Annotated in this window: 22 protein-coding genes; 16 read left to right on the top strand and 6 right to left on the bottom strand. The window is 73.4% G+C overall.

Features of this window, described 5'->3' with window-relative positions; translation table 11 throughout:
- Window positions 1–32 precede the first annotated feature (32 nt).
- Together ACF08B_RS34710 and ACF08B_RS34705 are read left to right on the top strand one after the other, a co-directional pair.
- A complete protein-coding gene (locus tag ACF08B_RS34710; protein WP_392321020.1) occupies window positions 33–1160 on the top strand; it encodes an alpha/beta hydrolase in 1128 nt (375 codons plus the stop codon).
- 97 nt (window positions 1161–1257) lie between these two features.
- Window positions 1258–2736: a hypothetical protein gene (locus ACF08B_RS34705; RefSeq protein ID WP_392321019.1), complete on the top strand. Its 1479-nt coding sequence runs from the start codon at window positions 1258–1260 to the stop codon at window positions 2734–2736.
- Between the two features lie 85 nt (window positions 2737–2821).
- Here the strand turns inward: ACF08B_RS34705 and ACF08B_RS34700 are convergent, their stop codons facing one another.
- A complete protein-coding gene (locus ACF08B_RS34700) occupies window positions 2822–4165 on the bottom strand; it encodes a PH domain-containing protein (protein ID WP_392321018.1) in 1344 nt (447 codons plus the stop codon).
- Entirely contained in the window at window positions 4162–4665 is a 504-nt protein-coding gene (locus tag ACF08B_RS34695) for a PH domain-containing protein (RefSeq protein WP_392321017.1), read from the bottom strand. The genes ACF08B_RS34700 and ACF08B_RS34695 overlap by 4 nt, the downstream gene beginning before the upstream one ends.
- Window positions 4666–4696: 31 nt before the next feature.
- On the opposite strand from ACF08B_RS34695, the gene ACF08B_RS34690 reads away from it, so the two are divergent.
- Window positions 4697–5848, top strand: coding sequence for an NADH-quinone oxidoreductase subunit D (locus ACF08B_RS34690; RefSeq protein WP_392321016.1), 1152 nt, complete (start codon window positions 4697–4699; stop codon window positions 5846–5848).
- Window positions 5849–5890: 42 nt separating this feature from the next.
- Here the strand turns inward: ACF08B_RS34690 and ACF08B_RS34685 are convergent, their stop codons facing one another.
- Entirely contained in the window at window positions 5891–6979 is a 1089-nt protein-coding gene (locus ACF08B_RS34685) for an SAM-dependent methyltransferase (RefSeq protein WP_392321015.1), read from the bottom strand.
- 118 nt (window positions 6980–7097) lie between these two features.
- Between ACF08B_RS34685 and ACF08B_RS34680 the strand changes: the two genes are divergently transcribed.
- Together ACF08B_RS34680 and ACF08B_RS34675 are read left to right on the top strand one after the other, a co-directional pair.
- Window positions 7098–8303, top strand: a complete 1206-nt coding sequence (locus ACF08B_RS34680; RefSeq protein WP_392321014.1) for a sensor histidine kinase — start codon at window positions 7098–7100, stop codon at window positions 8301–8303.
- Between the two features lie 52 nt (window positions 8304–8355).
- Window positions 8356–9033 (top strand): response regulator transcription factor, encoded by a 678-nt coding sequence (locus ACF08B_RS34675; RefSeq protein ID WP_093476674.1) that lies wholly within the window; start codon window positions 8356–8358, stop codon window positions 9031–9033.
- Window positions 9034–9072: 39 nt separating this feature from the next.
- Here the strand turns inward: ACF08B_RS34675 and ACF08B_RS34670 are convergent, their stop codons facing one another.
- Entirely contained in the window at window positions 9073–10215 is a 1143-nt protein-coding gene (locus ACF08B_RS34670) for a DUF5937 family protein (protein ID WP_392321013.1), read from the bottom strand.
- 100 nt (window positions 10216–10315) lie between these two features.
- On the opposite strand from ACF08B_RS34670, the gene ACF08B_RS34665 reads away from it, so the two are divergent.
- Entirely contained in the window at window positions 10316–10522 is a 207-nt protein-coding gene (locus ACF08B_RS34665; protein ID WP_392321012.1) for a hypothetical protein, read from the top strand.
- A 37-nt stretch (window positions 10523–10559) separates the two neighbouring features.
- Here the strand turns inward: ACF08B_RS34665 and ACF08B_RS34660 are convergent, their stop codons facing one another.
- Window positions 10560–11741 carry a threonine aldolase family protein gene (locus ACF08B_RS34660; protein WP_392321011.1) on the bottom strand — a complete coding sequence of 394 codons (1182 nt, stop codon included), beginning with the start codon at window positions 11739–11741 and terminating at the stop codon, window positions 10560–10562.
- A 218-nt stretch (window positions 11742–11959) separates the two neighbouring features.
- Between ACF08B_RS34660 and ACF08B_RS34655 the strand changes: the two genes are divergently transcribed.
- From ACF08B_RS34655 to ACF08B_RS34610, 10 genes are all read left to right on the top strand, one after another.
- A complete protein-coding gene (locus tag ACF08B_RS34655) occupies window positions 11960–12907 on the top strand; it encodes a Rossmann-like and DUF2520 domain-containing protein (protein ID WP_392321010.1) in 948 nt (315 codons plus the stop codon).
- Complete coding sequence (gene panC, locus ACF08B_RS34650) at window positions 12904–13905, top strand: pantoate--beta-alanine ligase (protein WP_392321009.1); 1002 nt, start codon at window positions 12904–12906, stop codon at window positions 13903–13905. Before ACF08B_RS34655 ends, panC begins: the two co-directional genes overlap by 4 nt.
- Complete coding sequence (locus ACF08B_RS34645; protein ID WP_392321008.1) at window positions 13902–15623, top strand: L-aspartate oxidase; 1722 nt, start codon at window positions 13902–13904, stop codon at window positions 15621–15623. Before panC ends, ACF08B_RS34645 begins: the two co-directional genes overlap by 4 nt.
- Window positions 15624–15628: 5 nt before the next feature.
- A complete protein-coding gene (gene nadC / locus ACF08B_RS34640; protein WP_392321007.1) occupies window positions 15629–16606 on the top strand; it encodes a carboxylating nicotinate-nucleotide diphosphorylase in 978 nt (325 codons plus the stop codon).
- 4 nt (window positions 16607–16610) lie between these two features.
- Window positions 16611–17408: a type III pantothenate kinase gene (locus ACF08B_RS34635; RefSeq protein WP_093476686.1), complete on the top strand. Its 798-nt coding sequence runs from the start codon at window positions 16611–16613 to the stop codon at window positions 17406–17408.
- A 156-nt stretch (window positions 17409–17564) separates the two neighbouring features.
- On the top strand, window positions 17565–18239 hold the full coding sequence (locus tag ACF08B_RS34630; RefSeq protein WP_392321071.1) for a hypothetical protein: 675 nt from the start codon (window positions 17565–17567) through the stop codon (window positions 18237–18239).
- Between the two features lie 161 nt (window positions 18240–18400).
- Window positions 18401–18583 carry a hypothetical protein gene (locus ACF08B_RS34625; RefSeq protein ID WP_073901063.1) on the top strand — a complete coding sequence of 61 codons (183 nt, stop codon included), beginning with the start codon at window positions 18401–18403 and terminating at the stop codon, window positions 18581–18583.
- A 200-nt stretch (window positions 18584–18783) separates the two neighbouring features.
- A complete protein-coding gene (locus ACF08B_RS34620) occupies window positions 18784–19182 on the top strand; it encodes a BlaI/MecI/CopY family transcriptional regulator (protein ID WP_107423860.1) in 399 nt (132 codons plus the stop codon).
- Between the two features lie 9 nt (window positions 19183–19191).
- Window positions 19192–19725 (top strand): amino-acid N-acetyltransferase, encoded by a 534-nt coding sequence (locus ACF08B_RS34615; protein WP_093476691.1) that lies wholly within the window; start codon window positions 19192–19194, stop codon window positions 19723–19725.
- Window positions 19726–19930: 205 nt separating this feature from the next.
- A complete protein-coding gene (locus tag ACF08B_RS34610; protein WP_392321006.1) occupies window positions 19931–20266 on the top strand; it encodes an Lsr2 family protein in 336 nt (111 codons plus the stop codon).
- Window positions 20267–20289: 23 nt separating this feature from the next.
- Here ACF08B_RS34610 and ACF08B_RS34605 read toward each other — a convergent pair whose 3' ends face one another.
- Window positions 20290–20940 carry an SCO3374 family protein gene (locus tag ACF08B_RS34605; protein WP_392321005.1) on the bottom strand — a complete coding sequence of 217 codons (651 nt, stop codon included), beginning with the start codon at window positions 20938–20940 and terminating at the stop codon, window positions 20290–20292.
- Window positions 20941–21369: the final 429 nt, after the last annotated feature.

Genomic DNA, 21369 nt, shown 5'->3' with positions numbered 1-21369 from the left:
CACGGGCGGAAAGCGCAGGCAGGAAACAGCCCATGGGTCTCACGAGCAACAAAGTGCTGGTGCTGGCGATGTTCTTCGCCGCCGTGCTGTTCGTCGGCACAGTGTGGCTGTGGCCGCGCCTGGCCCGGCAGAACTGGCGTACCGTCAGCGGGCGGGTCGGCCTGCTGCTGGCCACCCAGCTGGCACTGTTCGCGTGCGTCGGCCTCGCGGCCAACCAGGCCTTCGGCTTCTACGCCAGCTGGGCCGACCTGTTCGGCAAGGAGACCGAGCAGGGGATCGTCGTCGACCACACGGCGCACGGCAGCACCGGCGGTCCGCTGCAGGTGGTCTCCACGTCCGACGTGCCGGGCGGGCGCGGTTCGCGGCCGGAGACGGCCGGGCAGATCCAGAAGGTCGACATCGTCGGCCGGACGAGCCGCATCGCCGCTCCGGCGTACGTGTACCTGCCGCCGGAGTACTTCCAGCCGCAGTACCGCACGCGTACGTTCCCGGTGGGTGTCGTCCTGACCGGTTACCCCGGTACGGCGGAGTCGCTGGTCAACAAGTTGAACTACCCGCGTACGGCACAGCAGCTGGCCAAGGACGGGCGGATGCAGCCGATGATCCTGGTGATGATGCGGCCGTCCGTGGCGCCCCCGCGGGACACCGAGTGCGTGAACGTGCCGGGCGGCCCGCAGGTGGAGACGTTCTTCGCCAAGGATCTGCCGGAGGCCGTGCTCGCGCACTACCGGGTCGGGAAGCGGCCGGGCAGCTGGGGGGTCATCGGGGACTCCACGGGCGGCTACTGCGCGCTGAAGTTCGCCATGCACCATCCGCGGGTGTACGCGGCCGGCGCGGGCCTGTCCCCGTACTACAAGGCGCTGATCGACCCCACGACCGGCGACCTCTTCCACGGTGACCGGAATCTGGAGAACCATGCCGATCTGTGGTGGTTCATCAAGCACCGCCCGGCGCCGGACACCTCGCTGCTCGTCACCAGCAGCAAGGTCGGCGAGCGCAACTACCGGTCCACGCTCACGTTCATACAGGGTGTGCAGGCCACGAACCTGACCCGGATCTCGTCGATCATCCTGGACAGCGGCGGGCACAACTTCAACACCTGGAAGCGCGAGATCCCCCCGGCGCTCCAGTGGCTGAGCGGCCGGCTCACCGACCGCTGACCCGCCGGACCCCTGACGCCCCGTGAGCCACGGGAAGTGGCTGGCTTTTTACGGGGCGGGGGTCCGCGAATCGCCTACGCGCGGTAAGTTTCTGGCCATGCCACGTGGACGCCACCGCCATTCCCCCCCTTTGCACCGGCTGTTGCCTCCGTCGGCGATCGCCGGTGTGTCCGTCGTCTGCGCGCTGGGTCCCTGGGTGTTCTCCGAGGCCACGGTGCTGCGCGCGCTGGCCGCCGCCGCCGCGGTGACCGCTGTCGTCGGTGCGGTCGTGATGCGCCGCTGGGACGTGCAGGCGGGCAGGCAGGTCGCCGACCTCACACGCGCGCGTGCCGGCGACGAGTGGCGGTTCGAGGAACGGGTCGCCGAACTGGAGACCGACCTGGAGGAGTCCCGCGAGCTGCGGACCAAGCTGGAGCAGCGGCTGCGCGCCAAGCGGGCCGAGCTGGCGGGCCTGCGCAACGAGCACGCCTCCCTGCTGCGCCGGTACGCCACGGCGGAGACCGAGCGCGCGAGCGCGCTGGAGGGCCGCCGGCTGCTCGAGATCGAGGCGGCCGAGCCGTCGACCTCGCCCGCCCTGCCGCCCGCGCGCAGCGCCGGCCGTGGGGCGCTGGAGGCGGCCCCGAAGACCGTGAAGGACTGCGAGAGCGCCGAGGACACCAAGGACACCAAGGACACCAAGGACGTCGAGAACGCCGGGGACACCGAGGCCGGCGGCGCGAGCTCCGAGGAGGCCGGGGGGTCCCCGGCGTCCGGGGACGGGCCGAAGGCGAACGCGGTGTTCTCGCCCGAGGGTTCCTGGCTGTACCAGCGGGCCCTGCTGGCGCTGGCCGGCTTCGACGGCGACGCCCCGGCCGACGACTCCGAGGCGGAGGCCGCGGGTTCCGGGTCCGCGGTACCCGAGACCGAGTCCGCGGTTTTTGAGGAGGAGGCGGCCGACGACGGTGCCGCTGAGCCCGAGCCCGCCGCTGCCGACGCGTCCGGGGCGGACGCGTCCGGGTCCGACACGCCCGGGCCCGAGGCCCCGAAGGGCGGGACGGCCGAGGCCGGGCCCGTCGCCAAAGGAGTCACCGAAGGAGTCGCCGCAGGAGAGGGCGCCGAGGACGGCGTGACGGACCACTCCGCCGCGCCCCGGAGCGAGGACGGCGCGCCGGCGGCGCATGAGGACGGGGAACCGGGGCAGCACGCGACGGACGGCGCTCACGCGCGCGCGGCCGACCCGACGGCTCAGGCCCTGCCCGCCAAGTCCGCAGGACAGCCGCAGTCCGGGCACTTCACGGTGCCGACGGCGGTGGCCGTCGTACCGGCCGCGCCCGCGCGTCGCCAGGTGGTCCAGGGCGGATTCGACTTCTTCGGCACGCAGAAGGGCGAGCCGAAGGCCGCGCTGGACTCCGTGCAGAACGAGGACCTCGCCGACGTCGTCGGCCAGGAGGCCCTCGCCGTGCACAAGGCCGAGGCGGAGGCCGAGTTCAAGCCCGCCGGCCCGCACTCCCTCGGGGTCGGGCAGGTCATCGACCTGACGGAGCACGACGAGACCGAGCAGATCGACGTCCAGGGACTGCGCAGCGCGGCGTCCTGAGCCGCGCGGAACCGTACGGACCGAAGACAGGGCCCGGCTCCCCCAGTCAGGGGGGCCGGGCCTTCGTCACGGCCAGGCCGTCTCCTCAGCCGGTCATCCAGCGGTCGGGGAGTGCGCCCCGGCGTCCGGTGCGGGACCGCTCCGCCTGCTCGCGCAGCAGCCGCCGGGCCTCCTCGGCGTCCCGCAGCCGCGCCGTCACGGTCTTTCCGGCCCCGGTGTCCACGTGCACGTCGGCGAGCCGCCACAGGCGCTCCCAGGGCCCCTGGGTGAGCCGTACGCTCTGCACCTTGGCGTGCGGGACCAGCGACAGCCGGCGGCACAGCAGACCGCTGCGGGTCGCGAACACGGCGCCGGTGACGGCGAGGTGGTGTCCGCGCCACCACACCGGCACGTTCCAGTGGGCCCGTCGGGGCGACCGCGACAGCTCACCGGGCAACTCACCGGGCACGGCCGCACCGGGCAGCACGCGCGCGACGACCGACTCGGCGACCGCGCGCGGGACGACGGGCAGCAGGACCGAGTTCGCGGACCCGGCCACGTCCAGTTCGACCCGGACCCGGTCGATGCGCCGCCACAGCAGGGGCTCCACGATCCGCACGGTCTGCACCCGGCCGGGCGGCACCGTCTCGTGCGCGCGGTCGAGCAGCCCGTGGTCGATGCGCAGTCCGTCCGGGGACTCGCTCACCGTCCAGTCGAACTCGGTGACGAACCGCCCCACGCTGCTCGCGCCGGCCGCGCCGAGCAGGGGCAGGGCGCTGGCGAGCACGCTCCACGGGTTGTGCGTGGTGAACCACAGCACGGCCGGCACCACGAGGGCGGCGCACAGCGAGCCCCAGGTGGCGCCGGTCAGCAGCAGGGCGCGCACCAGCTCGCGGGGAGGCACGTGCACCAGCGCGCGGGCCGGGGCCTCACCGACCTCGGCGGCGCTCTCGGGCGCGAAACCGGCCGCGCGCGCGAGCAGTTCCGCGCGCAGGGCGCGCGCGTCCCGCTCGCCCAGGAAGGCGAGCTCGTCCTTGTCGTCGGTGCCGACGACGTCGATCCGCAGCTTCGCGACGCCCGCCACGCGCGCGAGGAGGGGACGGGAGACGTCCACGGCCTGGATGCGTTCCAGCCGGATGTGCGCGGTGCGCCGGAACAGCAGCCCGGTGCGGATGCGCAGTTCGGTGCCGGTCACCGAGTAGTGCGTGAACCACCAGGACAGAAAGCCGTACAGACCGGCCACCGGCACCAGTACGGCCAGCCCCACGAGGAGCATGGTGGAGGTCAGCCGCGCCAGCTGTTCCTGGGTGCCGTTCGGGTCGTGCACCGCCCAGCCGGCCAGGACGGTGACCGGCGCCCACGCCCGGCGGAAGGGCGTGACCGGATGCAGCCGGTGCTCGGTGACGGACGGGTGCTCCGGTATGCCGCCGTCGCCGTCCGGGGAGCTCACAGCCCCGCCGATCGGGCCTCGCCCAGCTCGGTGAGCCGGTCGCGCAGCCGCTCCGCCTCGGCCGGGTCCAGGCCGGGGATGGTCGCGTCGGTCGCGGCCGCCGCCGTGTGCAGCTGCACGGTGGCCAGCCCGAAGCGCCGCTCCAGGGGCCCGGAGGTCACCTCCACCAGCTGCATCCGCCCGTACGGCACGACCGTCTCCTCGTGCCACAGCACACCGCGGCTGATCAGCAGGTCGTCGGCGCGCTCGGCGTACCGCCAGGAGCGCCAGTTGCGCTTCACCAGCCACCAGCACCAGGCGCCCAGGGCCAGGGGCAGCAGGGCGAGGGACGCCCACGCGGGACCCGCGAACAGGTTCAGCAGCAGTCCCGTCGCGAGCGCGAGCACCCCCGCCCACAGCGCCAGCAGCAGCCGGCGCACCCGTACCAGGGCGGGCCGCAGCCCCCGCCACACCAACTCGTCCCCCGGTATTCCGGTCCCGTCAGGGCTCCCCGTCTCCATGGGGCCAGCGTACGTAGGGGAAACTGGGGCCATGACTCCTACGACGGAGACCACGGTCGGTATCGGCGGCGCCGCGGAGAGCACCGACATGGTGCTGAACATCGGGCCCCAGCACCCGTCCACGCACGGCGTGCTGCGGCTCAGGCTGGTGCTGGACGGGGAGCGCATCGTGCACGCGGAGCCGGTGATCGGCTACATGCACCGGGGTGCCGAGAAGCTCTTCGAGGCGCGCGACTACCGGCAGATCGTCATGCTGGCCAACCGCCACGACTGGCTGTCGGCGTTCTCGAACGAGCTGGGCGTGGTCCTCGCCGTGGAGCGCATGCTCGGCATGGAGGTCCCGGAGCGCGCGGTGTGGACGCGCACGCTGCTCGCCGAGCTGAACCGGGTGCTGAACCATCTGATGTTCCTCGGCTCCTACCCGCTGGAGCTGGGTGGGATCACGCCGGTGTTCTACGCGTTCCGGGAGCGCGAGGTGCTCCAGAACGTCATGGAGGAGGTCTCCGGCGGGCGCATGCACTACATGTTCAACCGCGTCGGCGGCCTCAAGGAGGACCTGCCGGCCGGCTGGACCGCACGCGCGCGTGCGGCCGTCGCCGCCGTCCGTTCCCGCATGGACGTCTTCGACGACCTGGTGCTCGGCAACGAGATCTTCCGGGGCCGCACGCGCGGGGTGGGCGTGCTCTCGCCCGAGGCCGTGCACGCCTACGGCGTGAGCGGGCCCATCGCGCGCGGCTCGGGGGTCGACTTCGACCTGCGCCGCGACGAGCCGTACCTGGCCTACGGCGACCTCCAGGACACCCTGAAGGTCGTCACCCGGAGCGAGGGTGACTGCCTCGCGCGGTTCGAGGTGCTGCTGGAGCAGACCCACAACGCGCTGGACCTGGCCGACGCCTGCCTGGACCGGTTCGCGCAGCTCCCGCCGGGCCCGATCAACCAGCGGCTGCCCAAGGTGCTGAAGGCGCCCGAGGGGCACACGTACGCGTGGACCGAGAATCCGCTCGGGATCAACGGCTACTACCTGGTCAGCAGGGGCGAGAAGACGCCGTACCGGCTGAAGCTGCGCTCGGCGTCGTACAACAACATCCAGGTGCTGACCGAGCTGCTGCCGGGGACGCTGGTGGCGGACATGGTGGCGATCCTGGGCTCGATGTTCTTCGTGGTCGGGGACATCGACAAGTAGGCGACAGCGGCCGATGCGCCGGAGCGGGTGCGCCGGCGGGCCTCAGGCGAGCGGGTCGGGGATGCCGACCGGCTGGAGCAGCCAGCCGAAGTCGCCGAGGCCGCCCGGGGCGGTGAGCTCGGCGGCCTCGCCGGCACCCGCCAGCGCGCGCACGTAGGCGGCCGGGTCCGTCGAGGCCAGCGCCAGCGGGGGGCGTGCGCCGGTGATCTCCAGCGCGCGCAGGGCGTCGCGTTGCGTGAGAAGACGCGCGGCGGGCAGCCTGCGCGCCGTGTCCTCGGGGCTCCGTGCCCCGCCCGGTCCGGGCTCGCCGAGGTCGTGCGACGCGCCGGCCGCGGCGCACGCGTCCAGGGCCACGTGCGCGGTGATGTCGCAGGAGCCGTCCGGTACGGGCGGCGTCTCGCGGCCCTCCCGGAAGCCGGTGAGCGTGCCGAACGGGGGGCGCGTGTCCATGGTGTGCGCGTAGTCCACGGCCACCGCGAGCCCGCGCACCACGGTGGCGACGGCGTCCGCCCAGGCCCGGTCCCGCGGCAGCCCGATCTCCGCCCGCAGCCCCTCCTCTGCCGGCAGCGGCCACCACCGCGCCAGCCAGTCCGCCTCCGCGCCGCCCACGGGCGCCCCGAGGCGTTCGGAGCCGTCGTCCGCGACCAGCACCAGCCGGGGCACGCCCGAGGAGTCCACCTCGGCGACGTCCACGGGGACGTTGTCCAGCCACTCGTTGGCGAACAGCAGCCCGGTGACGGCGTCCGGGGGCTCGCTCAGCCAGGTGATCCGCCCGTCCGGGCGGGCCGGACGGTGGGCGATCTCGACGGCGTACCCGCGCGCGCGGGCGGCCACCTCGGCGGGCAGGGCGGCGAGCACCCCGGCGACCAGCTCCCCCCGTCCGGCGCCCATGTCGACGAAGTCCAGCACCGGGGGCCGGCCCAGCGCCTCGTCGACCCGGCACAGCAGCCGGGCCACGGCCCCCGCGAACAGCGGGGAGGCGTGCACGGACGTACGGAAGTGGCCGGCCGGGCCCTCCGGGCGCCGGTAGAAACCGCCGGGCCCGTACAGCGCCGTCCCGGCCGCCGTCCGCCAGCCGCGCGGGCCGCCCGCGCGGGGGCCCTCCGCTCCCGCGGTCGTCTCATCCGTCACCGGAACAGACTAGGCGCACAGATGATCACGTCCTCCACCTTGCGGAGTACACACGCGGGGTACGGATCGGCCCTCCGGTTGACCCCTGCACACATCTGGTTTCCCTACTCTGGGTTACGTGCAGCGCCTCTACGACTTCCTCCGCCGCCACCCGACCTGGGTCGACACCTTCTGGGCCGTCGTCCTGCTCGGGCTGTCCGGCCTGAGCGTGGTCAACCAGCACGGAGTGGCGGGCCGGCACGGCACGATCGCCGAGGGGATGGCCGTGTCGGCGGTCCTGTGCGTCGTCGTCGCGCTGCGCCGCCGCCACCCCGAGCCGATGCTGCTGCTCGCCCTCGCGACCGGACTGGCCCAGCTGGTCCTGGACGTCGAGACGACCGCCGCGGACTTCGCGATGCTGGTGATCACCTACACGGTCGCGGCGATCGGTGCCCGCTGGGCCTCCCGGCTCGCCCTGGCCGCCGGTCTCTGCGCGGCGGTCCTCGCGCAGATCCGCTGGCCGGACGAGCACAGCAGTCTCGCCGGGCAGATCGCGATAGCCGTCTTCCAGACGGTGCCCTTCGCCCTGGCCTGGGTGCTCGGCGACTCCATGCGCACCAGGCGGGCCTACTTCGCCCAGCTGGAGGAGCGCGCGGCCCGGCTGGAGAAGGAACGCGAGGCGCAGTCGAAGGTGGCGGTCGCCGCCGAACGCGCCCGCATCGCGCGCGAGCTGCACGACGTCGTCGCGCACAACGTGTCGGTGATGGTCGTGCAGGCCGACGGCGCCGCCTACGTCCTCGACGCCGCCCCCGACCAGGCCAGGAAGGCCCTGGAGACGATCTCCTCCACCGGCCGCCAGGCCCTCGCCGAGATGCGCCGCCTGCTGGGCGTGCTGCGCACCGGGGAGCACCAGGAGGGCGGGGAGTACGTCCCGCAGCCCGACGTCGAGCAGATCGACGACCTCGTCGACCAGTGCCGCACCTCCGGCCTTCCCGTCGACTTCAAGATCGAGGGCACCCCGCGCCCGCTGCCCAGCGGCGTGGAGCTGACCGCCTACCGGATCGTGCAGGAGGCGCTCACCAACACCCGCAAGCACGGCGGGCCCAACGCCGGCGCGAGCGTCCGGCTGGTCTACTTCGACGACGGGCTCGGCCTCCTCGTGGAGGACGACGGCAAGGGCGCCCCGCACGAGCTGTACGAGGAGGGCGGCGCGGACGGCCAGGGGCACGGCCTGATCGGCATGCGCGAGCGGGTCGGGATGGTCGGCGGCACCCTGGACGCCGGGCCGCGCCCGGGCGGAGGATTCCGCATCAGCGTCCTGCTGCCGCTCAAGCCCGCCTCCTGACGCGCTCGCGCCGCCGAACGAACGCCCGCCCGCCCCGAACGAAAGAGACCCGATGACGATCCGCGTGATGCTCGTCGACGACCAGGTGCTGCTGCGCACCGGGTTCCGGATGGTGCTCGCCGCCCAGCCGGACATGGAGGTCGTCGCGGAGGCGGGCGACGGCGTCGAGGCCCTCCAGGTGCTGCGCGCCGCCGCCGGCGCCGTCGACGTCGTCCTGATGGACGTCCGCATGCCGAAGCTCGACGGCGTGGAGACCACCCGGCGCATCTGCGTGGAGCCCGACCCGCCCAAGGTGCTCATCCTGACCACCTTCGACCTGGACGAGTACGCCTTCTCCGGGCTCAAGGCGGGCGCCTCCGGGTTCATGCTCAAGGACGTGCCGCCGGGTGAGCTGCTGGCCGCCATCCGCGCCGTGCACAGCGGTGACGCGGTGGTGGCGCCCTCCACGACCAGGCGCCTGCTCGACCGCTTCGCGCCGATGCTGCCCTCCAGCGGCAAGCAGCCCCACCACAAGGAGCTGGAGCGGCTCACCGACCGGGAGCGGGAGGTGATGGTGCTGGTGGCGCAGGGCCTGTCCAACGGTGAGATCGCGGCCCGGCTGGTGCTGAGCGAGGCGACGGTGAAGACCCACGTGGGCCGCATCCTGACCAAGCTCGGTCTGCGCGACCGGGTCCAGGTCGTGGTGCTGGCGTACGAGACGGGTCTGGTGCGCGCGGGCGGCCACGGCTGACGGCCGGCGGCGGGGACCGCACGGGCGGGAGGGCGTCCGTCAGCGCAGGACGCCCTCGATGAAGTCGCTGCCCAGGCGGGCCACCGCGGACAGGTCCAGCTGGTGCTGCACGTACCGGCCCTGGCGGCAGGCGGTGATCAGGCCCGCCTTCTTCAGCACCGCGAGGTGCCGGGAGATCTCCGGGGCCGACATGCCGTGCGCGTCGGCCAGTTCACTCGTGGTGTGCGGCCCCCGCGCGAGGTGCCGGCACAGCCGTATCCGCACCGGGTGCGCCAGCGCCTCCAGACGGCGCGTCAGCTGTTCCACGGACGGCGCCTGCGGGCGGACGCCGTTCACCGGATAGGTGATCGAGGGCTGCCAGCCGTAGCGGTGCAGGACCAGCAGGTGCGGATGCCCGAGGCTGGTGGGCACCAGGACCAGGCCGCCGTCGCCGGTGGCCGCGCGGCCCACCAGGAGCTTGTCCACCGTGACGAGGCCGGCCTCCTCGTCCACCGAGACGGCCGCCGACAGCGAGGTCAGGGCCTCGCCGAGGCCCTTGCGGCGGAGCAGTTCGGTCCGGTGCCGGGCGTCCGCGGCGAGCTGGGGCTGGATCCGCGCCCAGGTGTCGGCGAAGAACGCCTCGTCGCAGTCGAGCATCAGCTGCCGGAACCAGGCGCGGACGGCCGGCGGGTCCTCCAGCAGGCGGCGGGTGAACCGCTCCTGCACGGCGCCCCGCGCGGCGGCCAGTTCCAGGGAGCGTCTGCGCAGCTCGGGGTCCTCCAGCGGGCCGTCCGCCTGGAGGTGGTACCGGGGGTGGCAGGTGAACTCCAGCGCCGCGGCGACGAACTGGCCGTCGGTCAGCTTGTCCAGCTGGTCGAGCTCCTCGGCGAGCGTGACACCCGGAATCTCGCGGCCCCCGGGGATGCCGGCGAACGGGGCGAACACGTCCGAGAACGTCGTACGCCACAGGAAGTCCGCCTCGCACAGCCGGTCGGCCAGGCAGGGGTCCAGCCGCGACGAGACGGCCGTCGCCCAGCCCTGCAGCTCCGGGTGGTGGCCGGGCTCACTGAGCGCGTGCAGGGCCATCCCGAGCTCCGCGAGCGGAGAGGGCACGACGGACACCCGCCGCCACCTCTCGGCCGTGCTCGCGCCGGCCGCGCCCGTGTCGGCGGCCAGCCCGGTGATGTCGATGGTCACGCTCATGCCCCCATCGTGCACCGGCCCACCGACAGCGCCCGCACGGATTGACGGCAGCCGTCAATCCACGGGACATCCGCCCGGCGCACGAGCAGGCTGATCCGCCATGAGCATCACCCAGCAGTACCTCCTCGACACCCACCGGGCCCGTCTGCACGGCGAGCCGGAACCGCCCGCGCCGGGCCGTCACGACCTCGACGTGCTGCGCGCCCTGCGCGACCACCGCCGCTTCCGCGCGGTGATCGCCGGACGCCCCGCGGGCAAGCGCGTGCGGTACGCGCTGCGTCGTCTGCTGCGCCCGCACGCGCTGTAGCGACACGCGGGCCCCGGTTCGGTGCGCTGGGCGCGGGCTACGCGCCGGGCAGCCGGCGCGCGAAGTCGGCGACGGCCGCGCGCACGTCCCCGGCACTCCACTCCAGGCCTTCGGCGCCCACGGACACCTCCGTGCGGGACAGCCCCGGCCCGCCCGGCTCCCAGTGGCCGCCGAAGAGGTACGTCCCCGTCTCCTCGGCCTGGCACAGCGCCGCCTCCATCAGGACCGCGGAGTCGTACGGCAGCCACACCTGGAACTCGTGCGTGTGCGGCTCCCCGGGGTGCACCCGCGCCCACGGCACGCCCGCCGCGGCGAAGCCGTCCCGCAGCGCCCCGGCGACCACGCGCGCGTGCCGGACGTAGTCCGGCAGCCGGGGCAGCTCGCGCTCCAGGCCGACGAGCGCCGACAGCACGGTGGGGAACTGCTGGAAGACCATGCCGCCGTAGCGGTGCCGCCAGGTCTTCGCCTCTTCCACCAGGCTCGCCGGGCCGGCCAGCGCGGCGCCGCCGAAGCCGTCGAGCGACTTGTAGAAGGACACGTAGACGCTGTCCGCCAGCCCGGCGATCTCCGCCAGCGGGCGCCCGAAGTGGACCGTGGTCTCCCACAGGCGCGCGCCGTCGAAGTGCACCACCGCGTCGCGCTCCCGCGCGGCCTCGACGGCACCGGTCAGCTCGTCCCAGGTGGGCAGCACGTAACCGGCGTCCCGGAGCGGCAGCTCCAGCATCAGCGTCCCGAAGGGCTCCTCGAAGTCGCGGACCTCGGCGGCCGTGGGGAGCCGGGGTTCGCTCGTCACCCGGACCGGGTGCAGCCCGCTGACCCGGCTGAAGGCCTGCCGCTCGTGCACCTCGGGGTGGGCGAGGGCGTGCAGGGCGACCGTGCGGTTGCCGGTGCGGTCCGCCCAGCAGCGCAGCGCCACCTGCTGGGCCATGGTGCCGGTCGGGAAGAACGCGGCGGCCTCGGCGCCGAGGAGGCCCGCGACCCGCTCCTCCAGGTCGGCCACGATCCGGTTGCCGTACACATCCACGAGCCGGTCCGTGTCGTACACCTCGTCGGCCGCCTGCTGGAGGTGCGTCAGCCGCTCGCCGACCGTGCGGTAGGCACCGGGGCGCGACAGCACGCGCTCCGCCTTCGCGATCGCGGTGAGGCGCCGTTCCCGCCTGTGCTCCTGCTCGGACTGCCCGGTCCGCCGTTCCCCGCCCTGTGCCGCCGTCTCAGTCATGTACGGATCATGCCGTGGCCGGTGCCCGGCGCACAGCCGGATTTTCCCCGGCCGTGCGGCTCCGCGCGCGTGGGGGAGCGGTGCCGTACGCGTGTGCAGAAACCCACAGCCTGTGGACAACCGGCCGCCATCCCACCCGATAGCGTTAACATGACGAGAAATCGTTCGGTACATCGTCCGGTACCCGAAGCGGACTGGAACGGGAAGGCCGCCGTCGCGTGAGTACAGTCCACCAGCAAGACCTCAAGGACCGCCCCGCGCGGCTCACCGTAGGCGTCGTGGGCGCCGGACGCGTGGGCCCCGCGCTGGCCGCGTCCCTCCAGCTCGCCGGGCACCGCCCGGTGGCCGTCTCCGGGGTCTCCGACGCCTCCCGCAGGCGTGCCGAGACGATGCTCCCGGGCGTGCCCCTGGTGCCGCCGGCCGAGGTGCTCGGACGCGCCGACCTGGTACTGCTCACCGTCCCCGACGACGCCCTGCCCGGCCTGGTCACCGGGCTCGCCGACACCGGCGCCGTACGGCCGGGACAACTGCTGGTGCACACCTCCGGCCGGTACGGCGCGCAGGTCCTCGACCCCGCCCTGCGCGCGGGCGCGCTGCCGCTGGCCCTGCACCCGGCGATGACCTTCACCGGCACCCCCGTGGACGTGCAGCGCCTGGCCGGCTGCTCCTTCGGCGTCACCGCGCCCGAGGAACTGCGCCTGGCCGCCGAGGCCCTGGTCATCGAGATGGGCGGCGAACCGGAATGGATCAGCGAGGAGAACCGCCCGCTGTACCACGCGGCCCTCGCCCTCGGCGCCAACCACCTGGTCACCCTGGTCGCCCAGTCCATGGAGCTGCTGCGCACGGCCGGGGTGGAGGCACCCGACCGGATGCTCGGCCCGCTGCTCGGCGCCGCCCTGGACAACGCCCTGCGCTCGGGGGACGCGGCTCTCACCGGGCCGGTCGCGCGCGGAGATGCCGGCACGGTCGCCGCGCACGTCACGGAGCTGCGCAAGCACGCCCCGCAGGCCGTGGCGGGCTATCTGGCGATGGCCCGCGCGACCGCCGACCGCGCGCTCGCGCACGGGCTGCTGAAGCCGGAACTCGCCGAGGACCTGCTCGGGGTGCTCGCCCACGGCAGCGGCGGCACGAACGGCACCGACGGCACCGAGGGGAACGACCGATGACCACCGTCCTGCTCAGCACCGCCGACGAACTGCACGCGCGCGTGCGCCGTGGGCGCCGGGCCGTCGTGATGACCATGGGCGCCCTCCACGAGGGTCACGCCACCCTGATCCGCACCGCGCGGGAGATCGCGGGGCCGGACGGCGAGGTCGTCGTCACGGTGTTCGTCAACCCGCTGCAGTTCGGCGCGGGCGAGGACCTGGACCGCTACCCGCGCACCCTCGACGCCGACCTGAAGCTCGCCGAGCAGGCGGGCGCCGACGCCGTGTTCGCGCCGTCCGTGGACGAGGTCTACCCCGGCGGCGAACCCCGGGTGCGCGTCTCCGCGGGCCCCATGGGCGAACGGCTGGAGGGCGCCTCGCGGCCCGGCCACTTCGACGGCATGCTCACCGTCGTCGCCAAGCTGCTGCACCTCACCCGCCCCGACGTGGCCCTCTACGGGCAGAAGGACGCCCAGCAGCTGGCCCTGATCCGGCGCATGGTGCGGGACCTGAACTTCGGCGTGGAGATCCTCGGCGTGCCGACCGTGCGCGAGGAGGACGGGCTCGCCCTGTCCAGCCGCAACCGCTACCTCTCGCCCGACGAGCGCCTCACCGCGCTCGCGCTGTCCCGCGCGCTCTTCGCGGGCCGCGACCGGCACGCCGCCCAGGAGGCCCTGCGCGCGCGTGCCAGGGAAGTGCCCTCCACACACGCGCGTGCCGAGGCGCTGAGCGCCATAGGGGAGTCCCGGGCGGCCGCCGACGCGCACGCGGTGGCCACCGCCGCGCCCGGCGGCCCGGCGGCCGTCCGCGCCGCCGCCCGCCAGGTCCTGGACGAGGCCGTCCGCTTCGACCCGCCGCTCAAGCTGGACTACCTCGCCCTGGTCGACCCCTCCGACTTCACCGACATCGACGACGGCTTCACCGGAGAGGCCGTGCTCGCCGTCGCCGCCCGGGTCGGCTCGACCCGGCTGATCGACAACCTCCCCCTCACCTTCGGATCCCTCGGAGCCGCCTCGTGACCAGCACAGGCATACGACTGCACGCGCCCGCACCCGGGTGGGCCATCTCCGCGGACGTGGTCGTCGTCGGCTCCGGGGTGGCCGGCCTGACCGCGGCGCTGCGCTGCGAAGCCGCCGGACTCACCACCGTCGTGGTGACCAAGGCCCGCCTGGACGACGGCTCCACACGCTGGGCGCAGGGCGGCATCGCCGCCGCCCTCGGCGAGGGCGACACCCCCGAACAGCACCTGGAGGACACCCTCGTGGCGGGCGCGGGCCTGTGCGACGAGGAGGCCGTGCGGATCCTCGTCACCGAGGGCCCCGACGCGGTACGGCGGCTCATCGACACCGGCGCCCACTTCGACGAGTCCTCCGAGGGCCGGCTCGAACTCACCCGCGAGGGCGGCCACCACCGCCGCCGGATCGCGCACGCGGGCGGCGACGCGACCGGCGCCGAGATCTCCCGCGCACTCGTCGAGGCCGTACGCGCGCGCGGACTGCGCACCATCGAGAACGCGCTCGTGCTGGACCTCCTCACCGACGCCGAGGGCCGCACGGCCGGTGTCACGCTGCACGTGATGGGCGAGGGCCAGCACGACGGCGTGGGCGCCGTGCACGCCCCCGCGGTGGTCCTCGCGACCGGCGGCATGGGCCAGGTGTTCTCCGCGACCACCAACCCGTCCGTGTCGACCGGTGACGGCGTGGCGCTGGCGCTGCGCGCCGGCGCGGAGGTCAGCGACCTGGAGTTCGTGCAGTTCCACCCGACCGTGCTCTTCCTCGGCACGGACGCCGAGGGACAGCAGCCGCTCGTCTCCGAGGCGGTGCGCGGCGAGGGCGCCCACCTGGTCGACGGCGACGGCGTGCGCTTCATGACCGGACAGCACGAGCTGGCCGAGCTGGCGCCCCGGGACATCGTCGCCAAGGGCATCATGCGGCGCATGCAGGAGCAGGACGCCGAGCACATGTTCCTCGACGCCCGGCACTTCGGCGCCGACATGTGGGAGCACCGCTTCCCGACCATCCTGGCCGCCTGCCGCGCCAACGGCATCGACCCGGTCACCGAGCCCATCCCGATCGCCCCGGCCGCCCACTACGCCTCCGGAGGCGTGCGCACCGACGCGCGGGGCCGCACGACCGTCCCCGGGCTGTACGCGTGCGGGGAGGTCGCGTGCACCGGCGTGCACGGCGCGAACCGGCTCGCCTCCAACTCGCTCCTCGAAGGGCTCGTCTACGCCGAGCGCATCGCCGCGGACATCGCCGTCTCCCACGCGGAGAACGGCCTCCACGCGCGCGTGCCGGAGCCCGTACCGGACCCGGAGCGGCCCGCGCACCCGCTGCTGGCCCCCGAGGCCCGGTTCGCCATCCAGCGGATCATGACCGAGGGCGCCGGCGTGCTGCGCTCCGAGGAGTCCCTGGCCAGGGCCGCGGACCAGCTCCAGCGGCTGCACAGCGAGGCCCGCGACGCGCTCGACGAGAACGGCAAGACCGCCGAGCCCGGCGTCGACACCTGGGAGGCCACCAACCTCCTGTGCGTGGGCCGGGTCCTGGTCGCCGCCGCCCGGCTCCGCGAGGAGACCCGCGGCTGCCACTGGCGCGAGGACCGCGCCGGGCGCGACGACACCCGCTGGCGCCGCCACATCGTCGTACGGCTCAACCCGGACCGGTCGTTGGCCGTACGCACCACCGACACCGCAGACTTCCCCCCTACCCGGACCGACCAGCGCCCCCAGGAGCAGTGACAGACGTGAGCACCGACGACCTTCCCCTCGCCCCGACCGGCGGCTGCGGCGACGGCTGCGCCTGCGGGGCGGAGGGTGACGAGGAGTACCTGGAGTGCGGGCTCGACCCCGCGCTCGCCGAGCTGCTGGCCGCTGCCGGGCTCGACCCGATCGAGGTCGAGGACGTCGCCAACGTCGCCATCCAGGAGGACCTGGCCGGCGGCGTCGACGTGACGACCGTGTCGACCATCCCCGAGGACGCGGTGGCCACCGCCGACTTCACCGCGCGCGAGGCGGGCGTCGTGGCCGGCCTGCGGGTCGCCGAGGCCGTGCTCTCCGTGGTGTGCACGGACGAGTTCGAGGTCGAGCGGCACGTCGAGGACGGCGACCGGATCGAGGCCGGGCAGAAGCTGCTGTCGGTCACCACGCGCACGCGTGACCTGCTCACCGCCGAGCGCAGTGCGCTGAACATCCTGTGCCGCCTGTCCGGCATCGCGACCGCCACGCGCGCGTGGGCGGACGCGCTGGAGGGCACCGGGACGCGGGTGCGCGACACCCGGAAGACGACGCCGGGTCTGCGCTCGCTGGAGAAGTTCGCGGTGCGCTGCGGCGGCGGCGTCAACCACCGCATGTCGCTCTCGGACGCCGCGCTGGTGAAGGACAACCACGTGGTCGCCGCCGGCGGCGTCGCGCAGGCCTTCAAGGCCGTACGGGAGGCCTTCCCGGAGGTCCCGATCGAGGTCGAGGTCGACACCCTGCACCAGCTGCGCGAGGTCGTGGAGGCGGGCGCCGACCTGATCCTGCTGGACAACTTCACGCCCGGCGAGTGCACGGAGGCCGTCGGCATCGTCGACGGCCGGGCACTGCTGGAGGCGTCCGGACGGCTCACGCTCGCCACCGCGCGCGCGTACGCCGACACCGGCGTGGACTTCCTGGCCGTCGGCGCCCTCACCCACTCCTCGCCGATCCTGGACATCGGCCTGGACCTGCGCGAGGCGGAGTAACGCCATGCTGCTCACGATCGACGTCGGCAACACCCACACCGTCCTCGGTCTGTTCGACGGCGAGGACATCGTCGAGCACTGGCGCATCTCCACGGACGCGCGTCGTACCGCCGACGAACTGGCGGTCCTCCTCCAGGGACTGATGGGCATGCACCCGCTGCTCGGCGACGAGCTGGGCGACGGCATCGACGGCATCGCGATCTGCGCGACCGTCCCGTCGGTGCTGCACGAGCTGCGCGAGGTCACCCGGCGCTACTACGGCGACGTGCCCGCCGTCCTCGTGGAGCCGGGGGTGAAGACGGGCGTGCCGATCCTCACCGACAACCCCAAGGAGGTCGGCGCCGACCGGATCATCAACGCGGTCGCGGCCGTCGAGCTGTACGGCGGCCCGGCGATCGTCGTCGACTTCGGTACGGCGACCACGTTCGACGCGGTCTCCGCGCGCGGGGAGTACGTCGGCGGCGTCATCGCGCCCGGCATCGAGATCTCCGTGGACGCGCTCGGCGTGAAGGGCGCGCAGCTGCGGAAGATCGAGGTGGCCCGGCCGCGCAGCGTGATCGGCAAGAACACCGTCGAGGCCATGCAGGCGGGCATCGTGTACGGGTTCGCCGGACAGGTCGACGGGGTCGTCAGCCGGATGGCGCGCGAGCTGGCCGACGACCCGGACGACGTCACCGTGATCGCCACGGGCGGCCTCGCGCCGATGGTGCTGGGCGAGTCCTCGGTGATCGACGAGCACCAGCCGTGGCTGACGCTGATCGGCCTGCGCCTGGTGTACGAGCGGAACGTCTCGCGGCTGTGACATGACCGGCGCCCCCCGGGGGCGCCGGTGCGCGGGGTGGCCCCGGCCGGGGGAAAGCGCGGGCGACACGCCTCGACACAACATCCCGATCCGTAACTTTTGTCCGATTAGCGATAGCGTCGCCGCATGCCCACGCCATACGGATCCCGCGGCGGCATGGCGTTCGGCGTGGAGGAGCTGCGTGTGCTCCGCCGCGCCCTCGCCCTCGCCCTTCACCCCGGCCAGGCGTCCGCCGAGGACGTCCAGGACTGCTTCCGCCTCGCCGAGTCCCTCGACGAGGCGACACGCGAGGGCGTCAGACTGCGCGCCTTCCTGGTGGCCGACCTCGACCGGTACCGCGCCGCCCTGCCGGGCGCGGTCTCCGGCTATCTCGCTCTCCTGGAGGAGGCGCTGGGCGCCGGGCACCGGCCGACAGCGGACGATCTCGCCGCGCTGCGGGCGCTGCGCGGGAACCCCGCGGCGGCCGCCCTGCTGGACCGCTGCCGGGCCCTGGCCGAGCGGGACGTACGGGCCCGGTTCGCCCAGGGCCCGCGCAAGGTGCCCGCACCGGCCGTACCGGCCGCACGTACCCGTCTGCTGGCCCTCGCGGGCGGTGGGGGAGAGTACGGGGCACCTGGGGTCTCCGTCGTCCGGCAGGGCGAGGAACGGCCCGCGGAGCCCGCTCAGGAGCCGAAGCCCGCGCCCAAGCCGGCGCCGGCGCCCCGCGAGCGGCCCGCCGAGGAGCCGGCCGCCCCGAAGCGGCCCATCCCGACCCCGGGCGAGGTCTTCCCCCGCCGCAAGCCGACCCCACCGTCGGGCGCGACCGCCGCCGACCACCTGGCAGCCGGCTGACCCACCCACCGGCCCGGACGCGCGGGTGGCGCCCCCTCCTGGAGGTCCGGGAGGGGCCGCCCCCTTGGCCGGACAACGCACCCCCCGCGGCCGCGGCGCGCCGAGGGGTGGTTCGCGTACCCCGCCCCTTTCGTGCCGTCCCGCGTGGCTACCCTGGTCGCATGGACTACGTCTCCGCGCTCGTGCCCCCCATCGTCATGGCCGCCTTCTTCATCGGTGTGGTCAGGGTGATCGTGAAGACCCAGGGCGGGGCCGCCAAGGCCAAGGAGGACGCGGCCGTCGACGCCGCGCTCGCGCGCGCGGAGGGTGCGCGCCAGACCCCCGCGGGCAGCGGCGGGGCCTGAGGCGACGGCGCCCGGCGGGCGCCCCTCACCGGCGTACGACTCCACGCCGCCGTGCCGTCGGCACGTCCGGCACCCATCGAGTCGTGCGCCCTTTTTGTTCACTTTCGTCGGATTGGTGCACGTCCGGCACGCCATTGCCGGGATCTCCCACTATTGTTCTGAGCGTGCCTCGCCCATTGGGAGAACTCGAAGACGCGGTCATGACGCGGGTGTGGAAGTGGAACCGCCCGGTGACCGTTCGAGAAGTCCTTGAAGACCTCCAGCAGGAACGCTCCATCGCGTACACCACCGTCATGACCGTTTTGGACAATCTCCATCAGAAGGGCTGGGTGCGCCGCGAGGCCGAAGGGCGGGCCTATCGATATGAGGCCGTCTCCACGCGGGCCGCGTACGCCGCCGCCCTGATGAACGACGCGTGGTCGCAGAGCGACAACCCTGCGGCCGCTCTCGTCGCCTTCTTCGGGATGATGAGCGAGGAACAGCGCCAGGCCCTCAGGGACGCCGTACGGATCGTCCAGGGACCGGAAGAAACCCAGGAAGCGCCCGAAGTGAGGCAAGAGGAGAACCCCGGCTCGGCCGAGGACGGCACCGGGCGATAGCGTCCGCTCATGTCCGCAGAGCGTCCCGAAGTCTCCGCAAAAGCCATCACCGTCCGGCGGGCCAGGACCAGCGATGTCCCGGCCGTACGCGACCTCCTCGACGCCTACGTCCGCGGTCGCATCCTGCTCGACAAAGCCACGGTCACCCTTTACGAGGACATCCAGGAGTTCTGGGTCGCGGAACGCGACGACAACGCCGAGGTGGTCGGCTGCGGGGCGCTGCACGTCATGTGGGAGGACCTGGCGGAAGTCCGCACTCTGGCCGTGAAGCCCGGCCTCAAGGGCGCCGGCGTCGGCCACCGGTTGCTGCAGAAGTTGGTGGAGACCGCCCGCTGGCTCGGCGTTCGCCGGGTTTTCTGCCTGACCTTCGAAGTCGACTTCTTCGGGAAGCACGGCTTCGTCGAGATCGGCGAGACACCGGTCGACACCGATGTGTACGCGGAGCTGTTGCGTTCCTATGACGAGGGCGTCGCGGAGTTCCTCGGTCTCGAACGAGTGAAACCGAACACCTTGGGCAACAGCCGGATGCTTCTGCATCTGTGATCGTCATTGCCCCGGTGGCCTATGTCCGAAACGCGCATGTTTCCGGACGCCGGCAGTCCACCGGTCCTCTCCCAGGGGTTTGTGTTTTTCCGGCAAAAGCGGTTTGCTTTCCGACGTACTGCAGTACTGCATATAACAGGGGTGGCGAAACGGCGGACGCTGCACAACCCCCTGACCCTGAACGTTATCGATGAAAGGAAATCCGGTGGCACAGAAGGTTCAGGTCCTTCTTGTCGACGACCTCGACGGCGGCGAGGCGGACGAGACCGTGACGTTCGCGCTGGACGGCAAGACCTACGAGATCGACCTCACGACCGCCAATGCGGACAAGCTGCGCGGCCTTCTCGACCCGTATGTGAAGGGTGGCCGTCGTACCGGTGGCCGTGCTTCCGGAGGCCGCGGAAAGGCCCGTGCCGCTTCCGGTGGCAGCCAGGACACCGCGGCGATCCGCGCCTGGGCCAAGGAGAACGGTTTCGAGGTCAATGACCGGGGCCGTGTTCCCGCGTCCATCCGCGAGGCCTACGAGAAGGCCAACGGCTGATTCCGCGGGACCCGTGGGAACGCCTAGCGCCGGCCTCGCCGGCGAGCGGGCGGTCCGGCGCACGCGCGCCGCAGCCGGATCCGGTGACATCGCGCTGCCACCGTGTCCACCAGTCGTACGAGATCGGGGGCGCTCCCCTCGCGCCCCACGGCCGACAGAGCCGGCAGCGAGGCCTCGACCTCGCGACCCGGCCCGGGGGGCCGCAGCCACACGGCGGCCCCCTGCACGGAACCACCCCGCAGGGCGGTCATGAGCGCGGTCGGCGCCAGGGGGGCCGCCATCGAGTCGCCCGCCCCCAGGGCTCGCAGGTCGAGAGCGACAGCGCTCCACTCCAGCCAGTCCAGCAGCCCCGGCAGCTCCTCGGCGCTGCCCGCGGCCACCAGCAGCCCCATCCGGTCCCCGCGCAGGGCCACCGGTGAGTCCGGAGCGAGATGCCGGAGCGCGCCCGCGCCCGCCTCGGCCGGAACGTCCAGCACGTCGAACCGCACCCCGGTGCGCAGCCGCAGCGGCCGCCCGGGCACTGTCGCCCACCCCAGATCGTTCTCGTACCAGAGCCCGGCCCGGGTGACCGGGTCGGCCGGCTCGGACACCCGGGCCGGGACCGGTTCCGGCCCCGCGTCGAGGGGTCGCCGGGGAAAGGGGAGCGTATGGATCGTGCGGGCCGAGCCAGCCATGCCACATGCAACCGCCGAAACAGGCGTCGGGTTACGCTGAGTGCCCTTCCGGGCGCGAGGAGTGCCGACAAAGGGGGCGCGTGGGGCACGGGGGAGGCGCAAGGTTGTTCGCCCATAGCGGAGGGAACCGGTGCGCGCGGCATGGAGTGTCAGTCCCAGCGGGTAAGACATGCCTAGTGGGAGGGGGCGACACGCAGGTCGGGGCGTCTCACGTTCGCCATCGGCGTACTGGCGACTGGGGTAACTGCCTGGCCTGCGGGAACATCGTCTCGCACCATCGGGTTGGAGCAGATGTCGGCGTTCGGGGTCAGGAGGCCATCGACGGTGTCGGCAGTTGGAATGAGCGGTCCCCGCTTGCGGGACTAAGCTGCGGAAGGACAGGGAGGGGAAGTTCCCCCCACTGCCTGACCGCTCTGAGGAGCGATTAAC

Origin of the sequence: Streptomyces sp. NPDC015139 (assembly GCF_043079785.1) — a bacterium.
Lineage (GTDB): Bacteria > Actinomycetota > Actinomycetes > Streptomycetales > Streptomycetaceae > Streptomyces > Streptomyces albidocamelliae.
Note: the sequence above shows the minus strand (reverse complement) of the source record. Positions and strands in the feature narration are given on the sequence as shown.

Coding starts and splice junctions, on each gene's coding strand:
- ACF08B_RS34665 (WP_392321012.1), top strand. CDS start 10,316: ATGAGCATCACCCAGCAGTACCTCCTCGACACCCACCGGGCCCGTCTG.
- ACF08B_RS34690 (WP_392321016.1), top strand. CDS start 4,697: ATGACTCCTACGACGGAGACCACGGTCGGTATCGGCGGCGCCGCGGAG.
- ACF08B_RS34660 (WP_392321011.1), bottom strand. CDS start 11,741: ATGACTGAGACGGCGGCACAGGGCGGGGAACGGCGGACCGGGCAGTCC.
- ACF08B_RS34635 (WP_093476686.1), top strand. CDS start 16,611: ATGCTGCTCACGATCGACGTCGGCAACACCCACACCGTCCTCGGTCTG.
- ACF08B_RS34630 (WP_392321071.1), top strand. CDS start 17,565: ATGGCGTTCGGCGTGGAGGAGCTGCGTGTGCTCCGCCGCGCCCTCGCC.
- ACF08B_RS34615 (WP_093476691.1), top strand. CDS start 19,192: ATGTCCGCAGAGCGTCCCGAAGTCTCCGCAAAAGCCATCACCGTCCGG.
- ACF08B_RS34620 (WP_107423860.1), top strand. CDS start 18,784: ATGACGCGGGTGTGGAAGTGGAACCGCCCGGTGACCGTTCGAGAAGTC.
- ACF08B_RS34695 (WP_392321017.1), bottom strand. CDS start 4,665: ATGGAGACGGGGAGCCCTGACGGGACCGGAATACCGGGGGACGAGTTG.
- ACF08B_RS34675 (WP_093476674.1), top strand. CDS start 8,356: ATGACGATCCGCGTGATGCTCGTCGACGACCAGGTGCTGCTGCGCACC.
- ACF08B_RS34670 (WP_392321013.1), bottom strand. CDS start 10,215: ATGAGCGTGACCATCGACATCACCGGGCTGGCCGCCGACACGGGCGCG.
- panC (WP_392321009.1), top strand. CDS start 12,904: ATGACCACCGTCCTGCTCAGCACCGCCGACGAACTGCACGCGCGCGTG.
- ACF08B_RS34605 (WP_392321005.1), bottom strand. CDS start 20,940: ATGGCTGGCTCGGCCCGCACGATCCATACGCTCCCCTTTCCCCGGCGA.
- ACF08B_RS34705 (WP_392321019.1), top strand. CDS start 1,258: ATGCCACGTGGACGCCACCGCCATTCCCCCCCTTTGCACCGGCTGTTG.
- ACF08B_RS34710 (WP_392321020.1), top strand. CDS start 33: ATGGGTCTCACGAGCAACAAAGTGCTGGTGCTGGCGATGTTCTTCGCC.
- ACF08B_RS34625 (WP_073901063.1), top strand. CDS start 18,401: ATGGACTACGTCTCCGCGCTCGTGCCCCCCATCGTCATGGCCGCCTTC.